The organism is Micromonospora sp. NPDC000663 (genome assembly GCF_042898105.1).
Taxonomy (GTDB): Bacteria; Actinomycetota; Actinomycetes; order Mycobacteriales; family Micromonosporaceae; genus Micromonospora.
The window spans coordinates 374,225-392,725 of record NZ_JBIAYR010000005.1 but is presented as its reverse complement, the minus strand read 5'-3'; the positions used below and the strand labels follow the sequence as shown (position 1 = coordinate 392,725).

18 protein-coding genes are annotated in these 18,501 nt (G+C 72.4%); all 18 read right to left on the bottom strand.

The genetic code is table 11. From position 1 onward, the window contains the following. Positions 1–29: 29 nt before the first annotated feature. Positions 30–974, bottom strand: a complete 945-nt coding sequence (locus ACFY1S_RS20340) for an RluA family pseudouridine synthase (protein WP_364362608.1) — start codon at positions 972–974, stop codon at positions 30–32. Next, a complete protein-coding gene (lspA, locus tag ACFY1S_RS20335) occupies positions 971–1,588 on the bottom strand; it encodes a signal peptidase II (protein WP_364362607.1) in 618 nt (205 codons plus the stop codon). Before lspA ends, ACFY1S_RS20340 begins: the two co-directional genes overlap by 4 nt. 64 nt (positions 1,589–1,652) lie before the next feature. Continuing rightward, complete coding sequence (locus ACFY1S_RS20330) at positions 1,653–2,072, bottom strand: TraR/DksA C4-type zinc finger protein (RefSeq protein ID WP_139586058.1); 420 nt, start codon at positions 2,070–2,072, stop codon at positions 1,653–1,655. Between the two features lie 224 nt (positions 2,073–2,296). Next, complete coding sequence (locus ACFY1S_RS20325) at positions 2,297–3,796, bottom strand: potassium/proton antiporter (RefSeq protein ID WP_364362606.1); 1,500 nt, start codon at positions 3,794–3,796, stop codon at positions 2,297–2,299. Positions 3,797–3,818: 22 nt separating this feature from the next. Beyond that, a complete protein-coding gene (locus tag ACFY1S_RS20320) occupies positions 3,819–4,124 on the bottom strand; it encodes a DUF167 domain-containing protein (RefSeq protein WP_387120134.1) in 306 nt (101 codons plus the stop codon). 11 nt (positions 4,125–4,135) lie between these two features. Next, positions 4,136–4,855: a hypothetical protein gene (locus ACFY1S_RS20315; protein ID WP_387120131.1), complete on the bottom strand. Its 720-nt coding sequence runs from the start codon at positions 4,853–4,855 to the stop codon at positions 4,136–4,138. Positions 4,856–4,930: 75 nt separating this feature from the next. Then, a complete protein-coding gene (locus ACFY1S_RS20310) occupies positions 4,931–5,734 on the bottom strand; it encodes a DivIVA domain-containing protein (RefSeq protein WP_364362603.1) in 804 nt (267 codons plus the stop codon). A gap of 44 nt (positions 5,735–5,778) precedes the next feature. Continuing rightward, positions 5,779–6,084, bottom strand: coding sequence for a YggT family protein (locus ACFY1S_RS20305; protein WP_030334503.1), 306 nt, complete (start codon positions 6,082–6,084; stop codon positions 5,779–5,781). A gap of 30 nt (positions 6,085–6,114) precedes the next feature. Continuing rightward, positions 6,115–6,810 carry a cell division protein SepF gene (locus ACFY1S_RS20300; RefSeq protein ID WP_364362602.1) on the bottom strand — a complete coding sequence of 232 codons (696 nt, stop codon included), beginning with the start codon at positions 6,808–6,810 and terminating at the stop codon, positions 6,115–6,117. A gap of 192 nt (positions 6,811–7,002) precedes the next feature. Beyond that, the gene (locus ACFY1S_RS20295) at positions 7,003–7,746 is read right to left on the bottom strand and encodes a YggS family pyridoxal phosphate-dependent enzyme (RefSeq protein WP_387120127.1); all 744 of its coding nucleotides are present in this window, start codon (positions 7,744–7,746) and stop codon (positions 7,003–7,005) included. Positions 7,747–7,755: 9 nt separating this feature from the next. Further along, positions 7,756–8,871, bottom strand: coding sequence for a cell division protein FtsZ (ftsZ, locus tag ACFY1S_RS20290; RefSeq protein ID WP_139586065.1), 1,116 nt, complete (start codon positions 8,869–8,871; stop codon positions 7,756–7,758). Positions 8,872–9,118: 247 nt separating this feature from the next. Then, complete coding sequence (locus ACFY1S_RS20285) at positions 9,119–9,937, bottom strand: cell division protein FtsQ/DivIB (protein ID WP_387120124.1); 819 nt, start codon at positions 9,935–9,937, stop codon at positions 9,119–9,121. Further along, positions 9,934–11,499, bottom strand: coding sequence for a UDP-N-acetylmuramate--L-alanine ligase (murC, locus tag ACFY1S_RS20280; protein WP_387120121.1), 1,566 nt, complete (start codon positions 11,497–11,499; stop codon positions 9,934–9,936). Before murC ends, ACFY1S_RS20285 begins: the two co-directional genes overlap by 4 nt. Next, a complete protein-coding gene (gene murG / locus ACFY1S_RS20275; RefSeq protein WP_387120118.1) occupies positions 11,496–12,602 on the bottom strand; it encodes an undecaprenyldiphospho-muramoylpentapeptide beta-N-acetylglucosaminyltransferase in 1,107 nt (368 codons plus the stop codon). The genes murC and murG overlap by 4 nt, the downstream gene beginning before the upstream one ends. Then, a complete protein-coding gene (locus tag ACFY1S_RS20270) occupies positions 12,602–14,014 on the bottom strand; it encodes an FtsW/RodA/SpoVE family cell cycle protein (protein WP_387120305.1) in 1,413 nt (470 codons plus the stop codon). Before ACFY1S_RS20270 ends, murG begins: the two co-directional genes overlap by 1 nt. A gap of 390 nt (positions 14,015–14,404) precedes the next feature. Next, positions 14,405–15,529: a phospho-N-acetylmuramoyl-pentapeptide-transferase gene (gene mraY / locus ACFY1S_RS20265; RefSeq protein WP_387120115.1), complete on the bottom strand. Its 1,125-nt coding sequence runs from the start codon at positions 15,527–15,529 to the stop codon at positions 14,405–14,407. Next, positions 15,526–16,923 carry a UDP-N-acetylmuramoyl-tripeptide--D-alanyl-D-alanine ligase gene (gene murF / locus ACFY1S_RS20260; protein WP_387120111.1) on the bottom strand — a complete coding sequence of 466 codons (1,398 nt, stop codon included), beginning with the start codon at positions 16,921–16,923 and terminating at the stop codon, positions 15,526–15,528. The genes mraY and murF overlap by 4 nt, the downstream gene beginning before the upstream one ends. Beyond that, on the bottom strand, positions 16,920–18,482 hold the full coding sequence (locus ACFY1S_RS20255; protein WP_387120108.1) for a UDP-N-acetylmuramoyl-L-alanyl-D-glutamate--2,6-diaminopimelate ligase: 1,563 nt from the start codon (positions 18,480–18,482) through the stop codon (positions 16,920–16,922). Before ACFY1S_RS20255 ends, murF begins: the two co-directional genes overlap by 4 nt. Positions 18,483–18,501: the final 19 nt, after the last annotated feature.

The following is an 18,501-nucleotide window of genomic DNA, read 5'->3' as shown; positions in this document are numbered from 1 at the left end:
CTTCGGATCGGTGTCGGACGGTCGCCGCTCTAGTCACGCAGGATCTGAAGCGCGCGCTCCAGGTCGTCAGGGTAGTCGCTGACGAACCGGACCTCGTCCCCCGAACGGGGGTGCAAAAAGCTCAATTCGCGAGCGTGCAGCCACTGTCGGGCCAGTCCGAGACGGGCCGAGAGGGTGGGGTCGGCACCGTACGTGAGGTCACCCACGCAGGGGTGCCGCAGGGTGGAGAAGTGCACCCGGATCTGGTGGGTCCGGCCGGTCTCCAGCCGCACGTCGACGAGGCTCGCCGCCGGGAACGCCTCAAGCGTGTCGTAGTGGGTGATGCTCGGCTTGCCGCCGGAGACCACAGCCCACCGGTAGTCGTGGGTGGGATGCCTGTCGATCGGCGCGTCGACGGTGCCGCGCAGCGGGTCGAGGTGACCCTGGACCACCGCGTGGTAGCCCTTGTCCACCTCGCGGTACTTGAAGGCGCGCTTCAACGCCGTGTACGCCTGCTCGCTCTTGGCCACCACCATGATCCCGGTGGTGCCCACGTCGAGGCGGTGCACGACGCCCTGGCGTTCGGCGGCGCCGCTTGTGGAGATGCGGTGCCCGATGGCGGCGAGGGCGCCGATGACGGTCGGGCCGGTCCAGCCGGGGCTGGGGTGCGCGGCAACGCCCACCGGCTTGTCCACCACCACGATGTCGTCGTCGGCGTACACGACGCGCAGGCCGGGCACCGCCTGCGGCACCACTGTCGGCGGGGCGACCGGGGCGGGCAGGGTGACCTCCAGCCAGGAGCCGGCCTTCACCTTGTGCGAGTTGGCCCGGGCAGTGCCGTCGACAAGCGCGTCCCCGGCGTCGATCAGGGCCGCGGCGGCGGTGCGGGAGAGCCCGAACAGGCGGGAGACGGCCTGGTCCAGGCGCATCCCGTCGAGGCCGTCGGGCACGGGCAGGGAACGGTGGTCGCCGCCGGCGGCGAACGCGGAGGTCATGCCCGCTCCCGCTGGTCGGCGGTGGTCGGGGTGGCGTCCGCGTCGCTCGCGTCACCGTCGCGGCCGGCCCGGCGGCCGTCGCGCTGACGGCCTGTCAACTCGAGCAGGACGGCCAGCAGCACGCCGCAGACCAGCGAGCTGTCGGCCAGGTTGAACACCGGCCACACCTGGCCGTACGGGTCGAACAGGCTGATCATGTCGACCACGTGCCCGTGGAACGGCGAGGGTGCCCGGAAGATCCGGTCGACGAGGTTGCCCAGCGCGCCGCCGAGCACCAGGCCGAGGGAGATCGCCCAGGGCAGCGAGCGCAGGCGCAGCGCCATCCACACGATCCAGCCCACCACACCGATGGTGATCAGCGGGAAGATCCAGGTGTGGTCGGAGCCGATGCTCCACGCCGCGCCGCTGTTGCGGGTGAGGCTCAGGTAGACAAGGCCACCGAGCAACCGGACCGGCTCCCGGTCGGTCAACGCGCCAAGCGCGAGGTGCTTGGTGACCAGGTCGGCCAGCAGGGCCACCAGGGCGACCCCGGCGAGGATCGCGACGGCCCGGGGCCGGGGCTTGCCGCCACCCGGCTCACTGCGGCCCGGCTCGGCGGACGGTGCTGCGGTCATTCGCTCCCCATCGACAGTCTCGGCGGTGATCGCTCACCGTCCCATCGCCGCCGGGGAACGGACCTCAGCGCCGCTCCTCCAGCTGCTTGCACGTCACACACAGGGTGGCCGACGGGAAGGCGGCGAGGCGCTCGACCGGGATCGGGTTGCCGCACCGCTCGCACCAGCCGTAACCACCCTCGTCCAGGCGCTCGAGGGCGCGCTCGACCTGCGTGATCCGTTCCAGGATGCTGTTGGCGAGTGAGATCTCCTGCTCACGCTCGAACGTCTTGGTGCCGGTGTCGGCCTGGTCGTCCCCGGCCGAGTCGGTCAGCCGGTCGCGCTGCAGCTCGGTGATCTCGCTCAGCGTCTGATCGTACTCGGCGCGAAGCTCGTCCCGCCGCGCCGCCAGCGCCGCGCGGATCTTCTCGGTCTCCGCCGCGCTGCGGGTGACCTTGGCCACCGCCTTGCGGCCGGCGGTCCTCGTGTCGGCTGGCTTCGCCATGGTCGCTCCCTCGGCCGCGGAACCGCGTGGTCCACGGTTCCTGGTCAGGGGGCGCCAACCAGGGCGTCCCCTATGTACAAAAAGGGGCGCACGGCGACGATGGCCGCGCACTCCGGAGGTTCGCAAGGATACGGAACGTACAGGCGTCCGACAACGTGCCGCACCGTCGTACCGCTTAACTGCCCCGAGACCCGTCTAACTGGGGCAAAAGGAACGCTAGCAGATCAACGGTCTGAGTCGTCCCCGTACTCCCCAAACCATCGGGCCAGCCGACCCCTCCGGCTGACCGCCCGCAACCGCCGTTCGGCGGCGTCACGCACCCCAGCGGTGGCGACGATCAACAGGCTGTCGCCGGTCTTCAGCCGGGTGTCCGGGCCGGGCACGAACCCCACCCCGTCACGCAGCACCAGGGTCACCGAGGCACCGACCGGCAACCGCAACTCGTCGACGTGCACCCCCGCCAGACGGGACCCCTGCGGCACCTCGAGCTGGAGCAGGTCGGCCCGCATCCGCTCCAGCGGAGCCGTCTCCACGTGGATCTCGCTGGCCTCGGCCGGCGCCGTGATCCCCAGCCGGCGGGCCAGCGGCCCGAGCGTCCCGGTCTGCACAAGCGTGAAGATGACCACCAGCACGAAGACCGCGTCGAACAACCGCTCCGCGCCCGGCACCCGCTCGGAGAGCGGAATGGTGGCCAGCACGATCGGCACCGCACCGCGCAACCCGGCCCAGGACAGGAACGCCTGCTCGCGCAGACCCACCCGGAACGGCACGGCCGACGCCGCCACCGACAACGGTCGCGCCAGCAGCACCAGCGCCAACCCCGCGACCACCGCCGGCAGCACCGCCGCGTCCAGCCGGCCCGGCGACACCAGCAGACCGAGCAGCACGAACAGGCCGATCTGCGCGAGCCACGCCAACCCGTCGGCGAAGCCGAGGATCGCCCGCCGATGCGACAGGCGCGCGTTACCCAGCAGCACGCCAGCCACGTAGACGGCGAGGAACCCGGAGGCGTGCAGCACCGCGCCTGCCGCGTACGCCAGCACCGTGATCCCGACCGCCGCGATCGGGTACAGCCCGGCCGCGGGCAGCGCGGCCCGGCGCAGCGCCCACGTCCCGGCCACGCCGGCGGCCACGCCCACCGCCGCGCCGACCCCCAGCTCGTAGACGACGAGCCCGGCCTCGTACCACCACGGATGCGCCCAGCCCGAATGCGACAGCAGCACCACCAGCAGCACCACCGGGGCGTCGTTCATCCCTGACTCGGCCTCCAGCGTGGCCACCAGCCGCGGTGGCAGGCGCAGCCGGCGCAGCGTCGCGAAGACCGCCGCCGCGTCGGTGGACGAGAGCACCGCCCCGTAGAGCAACGCCAGCCGCCAGTCCAGACCCAACAGCAGGTGTACGGCGACACCGACGACCAGGATGCTGACCACCACGCCGACTGTGGAGAGCGCGGAGGCCAGCCCGAGCACCGGGCGCAGCGTGCTCCACCGCGCGGTCAGGCCACCCTCGGCGATGATCACGATCAGGGCGCAGAACCCGAGGGTCCTGGTCAACTCGACGTCGTCGAAGCGGATGCCCAGCCCGCCCTCGCCGATCGCCACGCCCAACGCCAGGTAGACGAGCAGGCTCGGCACCCCGAGGCGGGTGGAGAGACGCACCGCCCCGACCGCCACCAGGAGCACGCCCGCACCGAGCAGCAGCGCGATGTCCAGCCCCGGTGTCACAGCTGCCCGGCCCGGACGTTCCTCACTCGACGGATCCGTCGCGCAGCCGGCAGAGCAGCCCGGACAGCTCCGGGCCGGGCCGGTCGACGAGGAAGAGCTTGTCCCGGCTGGCCGCGCCGGCCCGCAACGACACCGCGGCCTGCCGCACACCCAACGCGCCGGCAAGGGCCCGACGGGCCGCCTCGGTGGCGCGTCCGTCGACGGCCGGCGCGTGCACGGCGATCACCAGAGCCGGACCGTGCGGCCCGTCGAAGCGGCCGCCGACCCGGTCCCGGGACGCGCCGGGTTTCACCCGTACCGCCACGGTGAGCGTGTCCTGGGCGGGCACCGGAAGCCGTTTCAGATCGGTCGGACGTCGGCGAGCAGGACGGTGGCCGGCGCGCAGCGCGCACACGGGGTGAAACCCAGCTCGACCGCCTCGGCGACCGGCAGCGTCTCCGCCGCCCGACCGACAAGGTGCGCACAGTGGGCGAGGTGGTAGCGGGGCCGGCCGTCCACCACCTGGACGGGATCGGGCAGCCGGGCCACCCGGGCGGCCTCCGCCGGGGTGACCGGCTGGGCGGCCGGTTCACCTGCCAACGCCTCGGCGGCCACCGCGTCGACGGGCGACGCCCCGTCCGACGGCGCCGGACTCACCGGCGACGACGACGCGCCGTCGACCGGGGCCACGAACGGGGCATCCCGGTCGACCGACGCGTCGACTGGTGAAGCGTGGTCAACCGGCGGCTCGGGTGGTTGCCGCCACCCGGTGTCGCCGGAACCGACAGTCGACGGCATGTGCTGCACCGGCACGTCCGGCTCGACCAGCGGCGGCCCGTACGGAGCACCCGACGTGGCCTGGCTGGCCGTACGGGGTGCGCGGGAGGTGCGCCGGCCGGACCGGCCCGGAGCCGCCGTGGTGCGGTTGGCGGCTGCCTGGCGGGCACCCACCACCAACGCGACGGCGGCCAGCAGACTGGCCGCGATGGAGATGATCAACATGATGCTGGAGCCCCCGGCCAGGCCGAGAACCAGCAGCACCACCGCGACGAGGATGAGCAGGAGACTCGCAACTATCACGGCTCACCCCCGCCGCTTCGTACCGTAAAAGCGGGGCCGGCGACCGTCACCATTGGCGCGATCGCCGGCCGATGCTCAGCGTCCGGCTTCGAGGGCGCCGGAGCGCCCGCCACCGTACGAACCGGCGAGCCCCGCGGCGGCCAGCCCGTTGCCACCGGCGACCCGGCCCGCCTCGGAGCGGGTCATCTCGGCCTCGAGGCCCTGCCCGCGACCGTCGAGGTCACGCAGCTGGCTCTCCAGGTACGCCTTGAGCCGGGTGCGGTACTCGCGCTCGAACTGCTTGAGCTCCTCGATGTGCTTCTGCAGCGCCGTGCGCTTGGCGTCCAGGCCGCCCATGGCCTCCTGGTGCCGCTGGCGGGCGTCCCGCTCCAGGGCGTCGGCCTTCGCACGAGCCTCGCGGGTCACCTCCTCGGCCTTGCCGCGCGCCTCGGAGAGCAGCTGGTCGGCCTCGCGCCGGGCGTCGGACACGTGGTCGTCGGCGGTGCGCTGGGCCATCATGAGAACCCGCAGCGCCTGCTGCTCGCCGTCACCGGTGACGCCGGCCGGGCCGCCGGTCGCGCGGACCTGCTCCAGCTCGGCCTGCATCGCGCGGGCGGCCTGCTCGGCCGCCGACTTGTCACGCTGCACCCGGTCGAGCTGGGCCTTCACGTCGTTGAGCTCCGCCGCGAGTCGGGCGTCGCCGCCGGGGCCGGCGGGGGCACCGCCACGGCCGCCGCGCTCCACCTGGGCGCGCAGCTCGTTGTTCTCCTCGATGAGACGGGCGAGCTCGCGCTCGACCTCGTCCAGGAAGGCGTCGACCTCCTCCTCGTCATACCCCCGCTTGCCGATCGGCGGCTTTTTGAAGGCGACGTTGTGGACGTCGGCCGGGGTCAGCGGCATCGAAACTCCTCGGGTCAGTTGCGGCCGCGAAAGCGCGTCGGTCATCAGGCAGATGCCCTGATCGACGGCCCTAACACGAACTCCATCAGCACGAACAGGATAACCAGGAGCACAAGGGAGGCCAGGTCGATGCTCACGGTACCAATTCGCAGCGGAGGGATCACACGCCTCAACGCGTTGAGAGGGGGATCAGTGACGCTCCACACGGATTCCAATCCGGCCGACGCTCCACGCCCCGGCTGCCACCGTCGGCCGTACTGCAGGACGGCGCTCAGCACGAACCGGGACAGAAGAAGCAGCAGGAAGACATAAAGGATCAGGTACAACACTTGCAGCAAGATCGACAACACGGTCAGCGACGTCCCTCGGGTCGGGCGGGATCAACTCAGACTGAAAAAACCGCCCTCAGCGATCTTGGCCTTGTCCTCAGCGGTGACCTGGACATTGGCCGGTGAGAGCAGGAACACCCGATTGGTCACGCGCTCGATCGTACCGCGCAGCCCGAACGCCAGCCCGGCGGCGAAGTCCACCAGACGGCGGGCGTCGGCCTCGTCCATCTCGGTGAGGTTGATGATCACCGGGACCCCGTCGCGGAAATGCTCACCGATGGTGCGCGCCTCGCGGTAGGTGGTCGGGTGCAGCGTGGTGATCTGGTAACGCTGCTCCTCCTCCTGCACCACCGCGCGCTCACGCGTCGTGGCCTGCGGCGCGAGGGCCAGGTTGTCCCGGGTGTGGTAGGTCAGCGCGCCGGACGTCTCACCGGCCGACGACCGGGTGATCGACCGGACACTCGACCGCTCGACCCGCTCCGGACGCTCACCGTCACCACGGTCGGACTCGCTGACGCGCCCGTTCGACCGCTCGGAGAGCCGACCCCGCTCGCTGGCCCGCGGCCGGGGAGCCGGCGGCTCCTCGGTGTCGTCCTCGTCCTCGTCGGCGAACTCCTCGGCGTACCGGCTCTGCCGGTACCGCGAGTCGCGGTAGCCACCCTTGTCGTAGCCACCGTCGTCGTAGGCCCGCTCGTCGTCTTCCTCGACCAGACCGAGCCAGACCCCCGCCTTGCGCAGTGCACCCATCCCGCGCCCTTCCGTCCGCCGTGCGGCACGCGCCCCCGTGCCATGTCGCCCGTCGCGAGTGGACAACCATGCCCATCGGACCGGAACGGCAATCCCCCCGGCACGCGATTCGCGTCGCATGCCACGACCCCCCGACAAGGAGATGCCGTTCCTGAAACAACACTGATGTAATTTGCTTGTCTCGCGGTCAGGCTACCGCAGCGTGGGGCGCATTCCGAGCAACGCGCTACCGACGCGGACATGTGTCGCGCCGTATCGGATCGCGATTTCCAGGTCGCCGCTCATTCCGGCGGACAGCGCGCTCGCTCCCGGATGGACTCTCCGGAACGCCTCGGCCACCTCGGCCAGCCGCTCGAAGGCCCGTTCCGGAGGCCACCCCAGCGGCGCCACAGCCATCAGACCGGCCAGTCGCAACGACGGCGCGGCGGCCACCGCCTCGGCCACCGGCTCCAGGCCACTGCCCGGATCGGCCGAACCGGGCAGCGCTCCACCCCGCGCCGGGTCGCCGTCGATGCTGACCTGCACCAGGGCCTCCAACGGGCGCTCCCGGTCTGCGGCAGCAGTGGCCAGCGCCCGGGCCAGCCGGACACTGTCCACGGAGTGCACCACGTCGGCGTAGCGGACCACCGAGCGAGCCTTGTTGCGCTGCAACTGGCCGATGAAGTGCCACCGTGGGTCGACCCCGGCCGCGGCCACCTCGGCGGCCTTGCCGGCGGCCTCCTGGTCGCGGTTCTCCCCCACGTCGGTCACCCCGAGCCCGGCCAGCGCCAGCACGTCGCCGGCCGGGTAGGTCTTGGTCACCGCGATCATCGTGACCTCGGCGACGTCCCGGCCGGCGTCGGCGCAGGCGCCGGCGATCCGCTCCCGGACGTGGGCCAGGCCGGCCGCGAGTTCGGCGCGCCGGTCCGGTCGTACCGTGGCTGAGCTGTCGGTCATCGGCGGGGCTCAGGACCCGTTCTTGAGAAAGTCGGGCACGTCCACGTCGTCGAAGAGCACCCGACGCGGCGACTGGGTCGGCGCCGGCATGGTGGCCGGCGGCGTGACCGGGGCACTCTGCGGCGCCGGCTGGTTCGTGTTCGTCTTGCGCGCCGGCTCGGCAGCCTTGTACGCGGGCGTGCCGCCGTCGAAACCCGCCGCGATGACAGTCACCCGCACCTCGTCGCCGAGCGCGTCGTCGATCACCGCACCGAAGATGATGTTGGCGTCCGGGTGGGCCGCGTCGGTGACCAGCTGCGCCGCGTCGTTGATCTCGAACAGGCCCAGGTCGGAACCGCCGGCGATGGAGAGCAGCACGCCGCGCGCGCCGTCCATGCTCTGCTCCAGCAGCGGGCTGGAGATGGCCGCCTCGGCCGCCTCGACCGCGCGGTTCTCGCCGCGGGCGCTGCCGATGCCCATCAACGCGCTGCCGGCGCCGCTCATCACGCTCTTGACGTCGGCGAAGTCCAGGTTGATCAGACCCGGGGTCGTGATCAGGTCGGTGATGCCCTGCACACCGGAGAGCAGCACCTGGTCGGCGGTGCGGAACGCATCCATCATGCTGATGTTGCGGTCGCCCAGCGCCAGCAGCCGGTCGTTCGGAATGACGATCAGGGTGTCGCACTGGTTGCGCAGTTCGTCTATCCCCGACTCGGCCTGCACCTGGCGGCGCTTGCCCTCGAAGGAGAACGGCCGGGTCACCACGCCGATGGTCAGCGCACCGAGCTTACGGGCGATGTTGGCCACCACAGGCGCGCCGCCGGTGCCGGTGCCGCCGCCCTCACCGCAGGTCACGAAGACCATGTCGGCGCCCTTGAGCACCTCCTCGATCTCGTCGCGGTGGTCCTCGGCGGCGTTCTTGCCCACGTCCGGGTTGGCGCCCGCGCCGAGTCCACGGGTCAGTTCACGGCCGACGTCGAGCTTGACGTCGGCGTCACTCATCAGCAGCGCCTGGGCATCTGTGTTGATCGCGATGAACTCGACGCCCTTGAGCCCAACCTCGATCATCCGGTTGACGGCGTTGACGCCGCCACCCCCGATGCCGACGACCTTGATGACCGCCAGGTAGTTGTGCGGAGGTGTCATCTCCGGTCCTTTCCGTTCGAGATTGGCTTCGGCCGACCGGGTACGGCGTGGCCAGACCAGCGGCCGACGACAGCTGTCACCAGCGAGGATCAGAGGTGAACCCTCACCCTCTACTAGAGGCTTACAGTTATGTCAACCACTGAACCTCTTCGGGGCAACGTAAGCGCCGCCGCGCGATGAGCCAAGGACCCGACCGGCGTGTCGCCGGCCGGAGCGCGACTCGTCACGTCCGGCGCAGCCTCCCCGGTCAGCGGAAGGTCACCACGTCCGGCGCGCTCACGTCGATCCGGTCGGTCTCCTCACCGAGCAGCGCCGTGGCCACCCGCGCCTTGTCCGTACCCCGTGTCGCGTCTCCCCAGACCACCGTCCGGTCCCCGCGCAGCCGCAGACTGATCCGGGCCAGCCCCTCCACCGTCACGTCCACCAGCTCGGCGCGCAGCTGCGGGGTCAACGCGACGAGCACCTCCAGCGCGGCGCGGGTGTCCGGGTCGTCGCCGGCCGGCCGCGCCACCTTGACCAGCGGCAGCCCGGCGGGCCGGCGGGCCACCGTCCGGAACGCCACCCCGCCGCGGTCGATGAGCGTGAACGACTCCCCCTGGGGCACCGCCGCCACCGGCGTCCGTTCGGTCACCCGGACCACGAGCGCGCCCGGCCAGTCCCGGGAGACCGTCGCCCGCTCCACAGGCGCCAGTTCGCCGACCCGGCGGGCGGCGGCGGCCAGGTCCACCCGGGCCAGCGGCACCCCGTCGGCCACCCCGACCGCGTCGCGCACCTGCACCGGGGTGACCAGGGCGGCACCCTCCACCCGCACCTCACGGACGCCGAGCAGGCCGGTGCCCAGCACCGTCCACGCGACAAGCCCGGCCACCGCCAGCACCCCGGCGGCCACCGCCCACGGCAGCGCGGCGCGCATCCGACGCTGCCGGGCACGCGCCATGAACCGCCGGGTTGACGGCGGCACCGCGTCGCTGCCCGCCCGCACGAGCTGCCACCGCCGCACCGGGCCACGGCGCGGCGCGCCGCCCTCGGCGGCGCTGGTCCGTCCTCGGGCCGGGCCGGGGCTCATCCGGCCGTGGGCGCCGCGCCGTCCGGAGCGGCGGTGCCACCCAGGGCCGCACCGTCGCCACCGGCCGTGGCGCCACCTGCCACCGGCCCGCCGACGGCCGGGGTCGTCGCCACCGGGTCGACAGCCGCGGTCGGGGCGGCACCGGCGGTACGGGCCAGCAGGCCGGCCAACAGTTCGTCACCCATCAGCGAGATCGGCGGGGCGCCCATGGTCACCACCACGTCCCCGGGGCGGGCCCGACGGACCACCTCGATCGGCGCCGCCTCCCACGAGTCCACGAAGACCTTCCGCTCGGCGGGCAGCGCCACCGCCTCGATCAGCGCGGCCGAGCCCTCACCGGGCTGGCGCAGCTCACCCGGCCCGAAGACCTCCAGCAGCACCACCTCGTCGGCGATGGCCAACGCCTCGGCTATCTCCGCCTGCGAGTCGCGCGTCCGGTACAGCCGGTAGGGCTGGAAGACGACGATCAGCCGCCCGTCCCCGGCCACCTCGCGCAACGTCTGCAACGCCAGCGTCATCGAGGTCGGGTGGTACGCGTACTCGTCGTAGACCAGCACGCCGTCCGCGACACCCTTGCGCTCGAAGCGCCGCCGCACGCCCGGGAACACCGCCAGCGCGGCCTCCGCCGCCCCCAGCGGCAGATCCAGCAGGTACGCGGCGAGCACCGCCGACGCGCTGTTGAGGCCCATGTGCCGCCCGGGCACCGGCAGCCGGAACTCGCCGAGCGACCGACCGTCGATCGCGGCCAGGTAGCGCACCCCGCGCGCCGAGGAGGAGATCTCGCTCAGCCGCAGGTCGGCGTCGGCCGCCTCGCCGTACGTGTGGACCCGCCGGCCCTCGGCGCGAAGCGTCTCGGCCAGCCGGCGACCACCCGGGTCGTCGGCGCAGGTGATGATGAACCCCTCCGGGTCGGTGAGGCGGGCGAACTCGACGAACGCGGCCTCCAGCGTCGCGTAGTCGCCGTAGGTGTTCAGGTGGTCCGCCTCGACGTTCGTGATGATCGACACGAACGGGCGGTAGATGAGGAACGAGCGGTCGCTCTCGTCCGCCTCGACCACGAAGTACTCGCCGGTGCCGTGGTGGGCGCCCGAGCCGACCTCGGAGATCTCCCCGCCGATCACGAAGGACGGGTCCACTCCGGCCTGCTGGAGCACCATTGTCACCATCGAGGTGGTGGTGGTCTTGCCGTGGGTGCCGGCGACAGCTATCGCCCGGCGGCCGGTCATCGCCGCCGCGAGCGCCTCCGAGCGGTGCAGCACCCGCAGGCCACGCCGACGCGCCTCGACCAGCTCCAGGTGGTCGGAGGGAATGGCCGACGAGTAGACGACGGTGTCCACGCCGTCGAGGTTGGTCGCCTCGTGGCTGAGGTAGATGGTGCCGCCGAGCGCCCGCAGGCCCGCCAGCGACGGCCACTCACGCAGGTCGCTGCCGGAGACCCGGATGCCTCGGGTGAGCAGCAGCCGGGCCACGCCGAGCATGCCCACTCCACCCACCCCGATCAGGTGGACGGTGCCCAGGTCCTCCGCGGTGAGCGTGCCGGCCGGGGTGAACTGCGCGGTCATCGGGCCACCGCCTGCATGACGAAGGAACGCAGCGCCTCGTCACCGTCGCGCCGCCCGTACGCCGCCGCAGACGCGCCCATCGCGTACAACCGCTGCGGGTCGCGGATCAGCGGGATGACGGTGCGTTCCAGCCAGTCCGGGGTGAGCTCCGCGTCGTCGACCAGGAGCCCGCCGCCGGCTTCCACCACGGGCAGCGCGTTGCGCCGCTGCTCCTGGTTGCTGTGCGGGTACGGCACGTAGATCGTCGGCAGCCCGATCGCGGCGACCTCGGCGACGGTCATCGCCCCGCCCCGGGCCAGCATCAGGTCGGCGGCCGCGTAGCCCAGCTCCATCTCGGACAGGTACGGCAGCGTCACGTACGGCACCGGCAGGTCGGTGGGGATCGGCACCGGCTCGTTGCGGGCACCCATCACGTGCAGCACCTGCACGCCGTTGCGGGCCAGCTCCTTGGCCGCCCCAGAGACCGCCAGGTTGATCGACCGGGCGCCCGACGAGCCGCCGGAGACGAAGAGCACCGGCAGGTCCGGGCGGAGCCCGAAGTGGGCGCGGGCGGCGTCGCGAAGCGCGTACCGGTCCAGTGCGGCGATGGTGCGGCGCAGCGGCACCCCGACCACTGTGGCGTCGCGCAGCGACTCGGCCTGGCTCGGCTGGTGCGGGAAACCGACAGCGATGTTCTTGGTGAACTTCATGCCCAGCCGGTTGGCCACACCCGGCGGCACGTTCACCTCGTGGATCACCATGGGCATCTCGCGGCGCCAGGCGGCCAGGTAGGCCGGCACCGAGACGTACCCGCCGAAGCCGACGACCACGTCGGCCTGTACCTCGTCGATCACCTTGCCGGCGGCGCGCGCCGCGGTCCACATCCGGCCCGGGGTGCGGACCAGGTTCATGTTGACCGACCGGGGCAGTTGGTACGCCGGGATCTGCCGCAGGTCGTAGCCCTGCGGCGGGATCAGGTCGTTCTCCATGCCGCGTGGTGTGCCGAGGCAGGTGATCCGGACGCCCGGGTCGTGTCGGCGCAGGCAGTCGGCGAAGGCGAGCAGCGGGTAGATATGCCCCCCGGTGCCACCTCCCGCGAGCACCACCGAACGCAGCGGACCCATCAGCGTCTCCTTTCGCTCGCCGTACCCCCGCGGCTGCGGTCCTGGCGGACCCCGCGCGGCGCGGCCTGGTCGTCATGGCGCCGCTCGCGGGACCGGGGTACGGACCCTCGGCCAGCGGGCGGCGTCGCCGGTCGGCGACGCCGCCCGGGAAGCGGCGGCAACGGGGCCCAGAGTAGTCGGACCCACCGGGCCGGCGGACGGGCATGCAGTGCTCGGGCCGCATCGGGTTCTGCGCGGGCGAAGGACGCCAGCATGCCGATGCCCGCCAACGTCACCACCAGGGCACTTCCGCCGTCGGAGATGAACGGCAGCGGCAGGCCGGTGATCGGCAGCAGCCCGACCACCCCACCAATGTTGATCACGGCCTGGCTCACCAGCCAGGTGGTCACGGCGGCGGCGGCGAACCGGCGGAACGGGTCGTCGACCCGGCGGGCGATCCGCAACCCGGTGTACGCGAGGACCGCGAACAGGGCGAGCACCACCGCGCAGCCGATCACGCCCAGCTCCTCGGCGATGATCGCGAAGATGAAGTCGTTGTGCGCCTCGGGCAGCCAGTCCCATTTCAGGCTGCCCTTGCCCAGCCCGACGCCGAACCAGCCGCCGTGCTCGATGGCCAGTCGACCCTGGTAGAACTGGAGGCAGTCGCCGAGCTTGCAGGTCTCCGGGTCGGGCGGGTTGAAGAACATCACCAGCCGGGCGAAGCGGTAGTTGTCCGCACCCTGTTCCCCGGAGCCGGCGCCCAGCGAGGCCACCGCGATGAGCAGGCCGACGCCGAGCAGGCCGACCACGGTCAGCGCGCCGAAGACCCGCATGCGGACGCCGGCGGCCCAGAGCAGACCCACCACCAGGGCCAGCAGGCAGAGCATCGTGCCCACGTCGTTGTAGCCGACCAGGACGAAGAGCAGGCCCATCACCGGGAAGAGCGGGGTGGCCAGCTCCCGCCACCAGCCCAACGCGGCGCCCTTACGGGCGATCAGGTGCGCGCCCCACAACACCAGCGCGAACTTGGCCAGCTCGGAGGGCTGGACCTGGATTCCGCCGATGAACAGCCAGAGCAGCCGCGCCTCGATCGGGCCGATCCGCGCCGAGTCCTGGTCGGTGAGCCGGGCGTACGCGAGCAGCAGGTTGAGCACCAGCAGCAGCCCGATCGCGGTGAACAGCAGCGGTCGGCCCAGCGAGCGGTACGTGCTGGCGGGCAGCCGCTGGCAGACCCAGAACGCCCCGATGCCGATCACCGCGAAGATCGCCTGCTTGGTCACCGAGGCCGACGCGTTGCCGTCCTCGGCGTAGTCCTTCACGCTTGTCGCCGAGAAGACCATCGTCAACCCGATGAGCAGCAGCAGACCGGCGCTGGACAACAGCAGGTAGTAGGAGGCAAGCGGCCGGTCCAGCAGACCGCGCAGCGCGGCCAGCCCACCTGCCGCGTCGACCCCGCGCAGCGGCGCCGGCGCGGCCGGTTCCGGCTCCCGCGCCGCCGCGCCCGGTGCCGGGCCACGCGGCTCGTCCGGGCCGCGCTGGGCGACGGTGACCTTCGCGGTACGCGCCGCGCCCGGCTCCGGCCCCCGCGCCCCGCCCGGTGATCGACGCGGTCGCCCGCCCGTCCTGTCCTCAGTGCCGAGTTCCTCCCCCACCCCGACATCATCACCGCTGGACGCGCCCGACAGCCCCACAACGCCCCACCGGGCGTGTCGGACCCCCTCTCCCGCCGATCTTGCACTTTCTGCCCGGACAGAAGCCGCAGGGCGGGACACTCCGGGGTCCGAAAGTGCAAGATCGCGCGGGGTGAGGGGTGGGGGGCAGGGTCAGGTCATGTTGGCGAGGAACTCGCTGTAGAACAGGCCCAGGGCGATGGCCACTCCGATGCCGGCGATGATCCAGAAGCGGACCACGATGTTGACCTCGCTCCAGCCGGCCAACTCGAAGTGGTGCTGGAGCGGCGACATCCGGAACACCCGTTTGCCTGTGGTCTTGAAGGAGATGATCTGGATCACCACGGACATCGTGATGATCACGAAGAGCCCGCCGATGATCGGCAGCAGCAGGATGGTGCGGGTCGACATCGCCATCCCGGCGATCAGGCCGCCCAGCCCCAGCGCTCCTGTGTCACCCATGAAGATCCGCGCCGGCGAGGTGTTCCACCACAGGAAGCCCACACAGGCCCCGGCCGCCGCACCGGCGATCAACGCGATCTCCAACGGGTCGCGCACCGCGTAGCAGTAGTCCTGGGTGTAGCTCGGGTCGGCGCACCAGTGCCGGTACTGCCAGAACGCTATGAGCGCGTACGCGGCGAGCACCATCACCGACGCGCCGGTCGCCAGACCGTCCAGACCGTCGGTGAGGTTGACGCCGTTCGTCGCCGCCATCACCACGAAGATGAAGATGATCACCGCGCCGACCTTGCTGACCTCCAGGAAGTCGATGTCCCGGATGAAGCTCAGCGTGGTGCTGCCCACGGTCTGGGTGTTGGTGGCGTTGCCCGTCGCGTCGGTCATCGTGCTCGGGAACCACAGCGCAATCACCCCGAAGACCGCGCCGACCAGGATCTGACCGAGTAGCTTGCCGCGCTTGTTGAGACCGGCGCTGTTGCGCTTGCGCACCTTGAGGAAGTCGTCGAGGAAGCCCACCGCGCCGGAGAACACCATGAGCCCCAGCAGCACCAGCGCCGTGATGGTCGGCTCCACCTGCGCGATCTGCGCGTCCGGCAGCGTGGTCAGGGCCAGGTGGCCGGCCACGTACGCGATCACCGTGGCCAGGATGAAGACCACGCCGCCCATCGTGGGCGTGCCCTTCTTGCCCTGGTGCATGGCGGGGCCGTCGGACCGGATCGGCTGGCCGGCCTTGAGCCGGGTGAAGACCTTGATGGCGATCGGGGTACAGAACAGCGAGACCAGGAAGGCCACCCCGATGGCGACGATGACCGCCCTCATCGGGTGGACTCCCCACCGGCGTCGGCGCGCAGGGCGTCGGCCACCTCCCAGGTCCGGTAGCGGGAACCCTTGACCAGGACGACATCGCCCGGTCGTAGATCGCCCCGCAGCACCTCGACGGCCGCCGCCTGATCGGTGAGCAGCACCGACTCTCCTCCCCAGTCACCTACTGATGTGGCGCCCTCGTGGATCGGCGCCGCGAGCTCGCCCACCACGAGCAGCCGGTCCACGCCCAGCTCAGCCGCGAGACGGCCGGTCTGCGCGTGGCCGTCGGACTCGAACGGGCCCAGCTCAGCCATGTAACCCAGCACCGCGACGGTACGCCGGCCCCGGCCGATGCTTGCCAGCGCCCGCAGCGCCACCGCCATCGAGGCCGGGTTCGCGTTGTACGAGTCGTCGATCACGGTCACCCCGTCGGGACGGTCGAAGACGTCCATCCGCCGGGTGGAGACCAGCTTCAACTCGCCCAGGGCCGGGGCCAGCTCGGCCAGCGGCATGCCCAGCTCGCGCGCCACAGCCGCCGCCGCGAGGGTGTTGCCGACCTGGTGCCGGCCGGTCACCCCGAGCCGCACGGGCGCGCGGCCCTCCGGAACGACGAGGGTGTACGACGCGCGCCCCCGCTCGTCGAGCGTGACGTCCTCGGCCCGCACGTCCGCGTCGGGCGCCTCGCCGTAGCGGACCACCCGGGCGCGCGTACGGCCCGCCATCGCGTCCACCCGCGGGTCGTCGGCGTTGAGCACGGCCAGCCCGTCCGGCGGCAGCGCCTCGACCAGTTCGCCCTTGGCCTGGGCGATGGCGTCCTGCGAACCGAACTCGCCGATGTGCGACGTGCCGACGTTGAGGACCACGGAGATCCGGGGCGGCACCAGCTCGCACAGGTAACGCACGTGCCCGATCCCCCGGGCGCCCTTCTCCATCACCAGGTACCTGGTGTCCGGTCCCGCCCGCAGCGCTGTGTACGGGTGCCCCAGCTCGTTGTTGAACGAACCGGGCGGCGCCACGGTCGCGCCGAGCCGGGTGGTGAGCTGGCCGATCAGGTCCTTGGTGGTGGTCTTGCCGGACGAGCCGGTCACGCCGATCACGGTCAGCCCGGGCAGCCGGTCCACTGCCGCGCGGGCCAGCCGGCCCATGGCGGCCAGCGCGTCGTCGACAAGCACCATCGGTACGCCGGGCACCTCGCGGCTGCCGAGCACCGCCACGGCGCCGGCCTGGATCGCCGTCTGCGCGTAGTCGTGCCCGTCGACCTTCTCACCGGGGAACGCCACGAAGAGCGACCCGGCTCCCACCTTGCGCGAGTCGAACTCGACGCTGCCGGTGACGGTGGCTGCCGGATCGGCGGCGACGAGCCGCCCGTCGACCGCGGCGGCCACCTCGGCCAGGCTCAGCGCGATCACCGCTGACCCGCCAGATCCCCGAAGCGGGCCCGCAACGCGTCGGCCAGTTCCGTGCTGTCGTCGAAGGGGAACACCTCGCCCGCCACCTCCTGGCCACGCTCGTGGCCCTTGCCGAGCAGCGCGATGACGTCGCCCGGCTCGGCGAGCCGGACCGCCTCGTCGATCGCCGCCCGGCGACCGGCCACCTCGATGATCCGGGCGGCCGCGCCGGCCCGGAACGCCCCGGCGAGCACCTCGGCGCGGATCTCCGCCGGGTCCTCGGTACGCGGGTTGTCGTCGGTCACCAGCACCACGTCTGCCCCCTGCGCCGCGGCGGCGCCCATCACCGGCCGTTTGCCCCGGTCCCGGTCCCCACCGGCGCCGATCACGCAGATCAACCGGCCGGCGCTCAGCTCGCGCAGCGCGGCAAGCGCGGCCACGATGGCGTCGGACTTGTGCGCGTAGTCGACCACTCCGCGCACCGGCGCGGCGACGTCGACGAGCTGCAACCGGCCGGGCACCCCACCGCAGGCGGCCACGCCGGCGGCGGCGGTCGCCGGGTCCACCCCGGCGGCGACGAGCGTGGCGATGGCCAGCAGCGCGTTCGCCACGTTGTGCCGACCCGGCAACGCCACCCCGGCGGGCACGACGAGGCCGTCCGGGCCGTGCGCGGTGAACCGCTGCGCGTACCCCTCGCCACCGACACCGTCGGCCCACCACGTCGCGGTCGGGTCGCCGGCCGCCGAGTAGGTGACGGTCGCCGGCTTGTACAGCGGCTTGAGCGCCGGATCGTCGTGGTTGAGCACCTCGACGGCACACCGGCCGTCGAAGAGCTGCGCCTTCGCGGCGAAGTAGTCGGCGCTGTCGGCGTGGAAGTCCAGGTGGTCGGAGCCGAAGTTGGTGTAGCCGCCCACGTCGAACCGGACACCGCCCACCCGGCCCATCGCCAGGGCGTGACTGGAGACCTCCATGACCACGGCGGTCACCCCCCGCTCGCGGGCGGTGGCCAGCATGGCGTGCAGGTCGGTGGCCTCCGGCGTGGTCCGCACGCTGTCGATCACCAGGTCGCCGAGGCGGGTCTCCACGGTGCCGATCAGGCCGGTCGTGTGCCCGGCGGCCCGCAGCCCCGACTCGACGAGGTACGCCGTCGAGGTCTTGCCTGCCGTGCCGGTCACCCCGATCACTGTCAGGCCCGCCGTCGGGTCGCCGTACACGGCCGAGGCCAGCTCGCCGAGGACCGCGCGCGGGTCGGGCACCACCAGCACGGGCAGTCGCGTGTCCGCCGCCAGCTCCGCGCCCGCCGCGTCGGTCAGCAGCGCGACCGCGCCGGCCTCGGCGGCACCGGCGGCGAACTCCGCGCCGTGCCGGCGGGCGCCGGGCAGCGCCGCGTACAGGTCGCCGGGATGGACCTCCTGGCTGGCGTGGGTCGCCCCGGTGACGATCACGTCGGCGGTGTCCGCCGGAAGGTCGACGGCGAGCCGGACGGCGAGATCACCGAGCCGGACTCCGGTCACGGTACGTGGACGTGGATTGCCGGGCACGGCGTCAGACCCTACCCGGTCGTCCGGTTCCGGCCGCACAGCCGCCCCGGTGGTTCGT

Coding starts and splice junctions, on each gene's coding strand:
- murG (WP_387120118.1), bottom strand. CDS start 12,602: ATGGGTCCGCTGCGTTCGGTGGTGCTCGCGGGAGGTGGCACCGGGGGG.
- murC (WP_387120121.1), bottom strand. CDS start 11,499: ATGACCGCGCAGTTCACCCCGGCCGGCACGCTCACCGCGGAGGACCTG.
- ACFY1S_RS20330 (WP_139586058.1), bottom strand. CDS start 2,072: ATGGCGAAGCCAGCCGACACGAGGACCGCCGGCCGCAAGGCGGTGGCC.
- ACFY1S_RS20300 (WP_364362602.1), bottom strand. CDS start 6,810: ATGGGTGCACTGCGCAAGGCGGGGGTCTGGCTCGGTCTGGTCGAGGAA.
- mraY (WP_387120115.1), bottom strand. CDS start 15,529: ATGAGGGCGGTCATCGTCGCCATCGGGGTGGCCTTCCTGGTCTCGCTG.
- ACFY1S_RS20295 (WP_387120127.1), bottom strand. CDS start 7,746: ATGACCGACAGCTCAGCCACGGTACGACCGGACCGGCGCGCCGAACTC.
- ftsZ (WP_139586065.1), bottom strand. CDS start 8,871: ATGACACCTCCGCACAACTACCTGGCGGTCATCAAGGTCGTCGGCATC.
- ACFY1S_RS20340 (WP_364362608.1), bottom strand. CDS start 974: ATGACCTCCGCGTTCGCCGCCGGCGGCGACCACCGTTCCCTGCCCGTG.
- ACFY1S_RS20285 (WP_387120124.1), bottom strand. CDS start 9,937: ATGAGCCCCGGCCCGGCCCGAGGACGGACCAGCGCCGCCGAGGGCGGC.
- ACFY1S_RS20310 (WP_364362603.1), bottom strand. CDS start 5,734: ATGCCGCTGACCCCGGCCGACGTCCACAACGTCGCCTTCAAAAAGCCG.
- lspA (WP_364362607.1), bottom strand. CDS start 1,588: ATGACCGCAGCACCGTCCGCCGAGCCGGGCCGCAGTGAGCCGGGTGGC.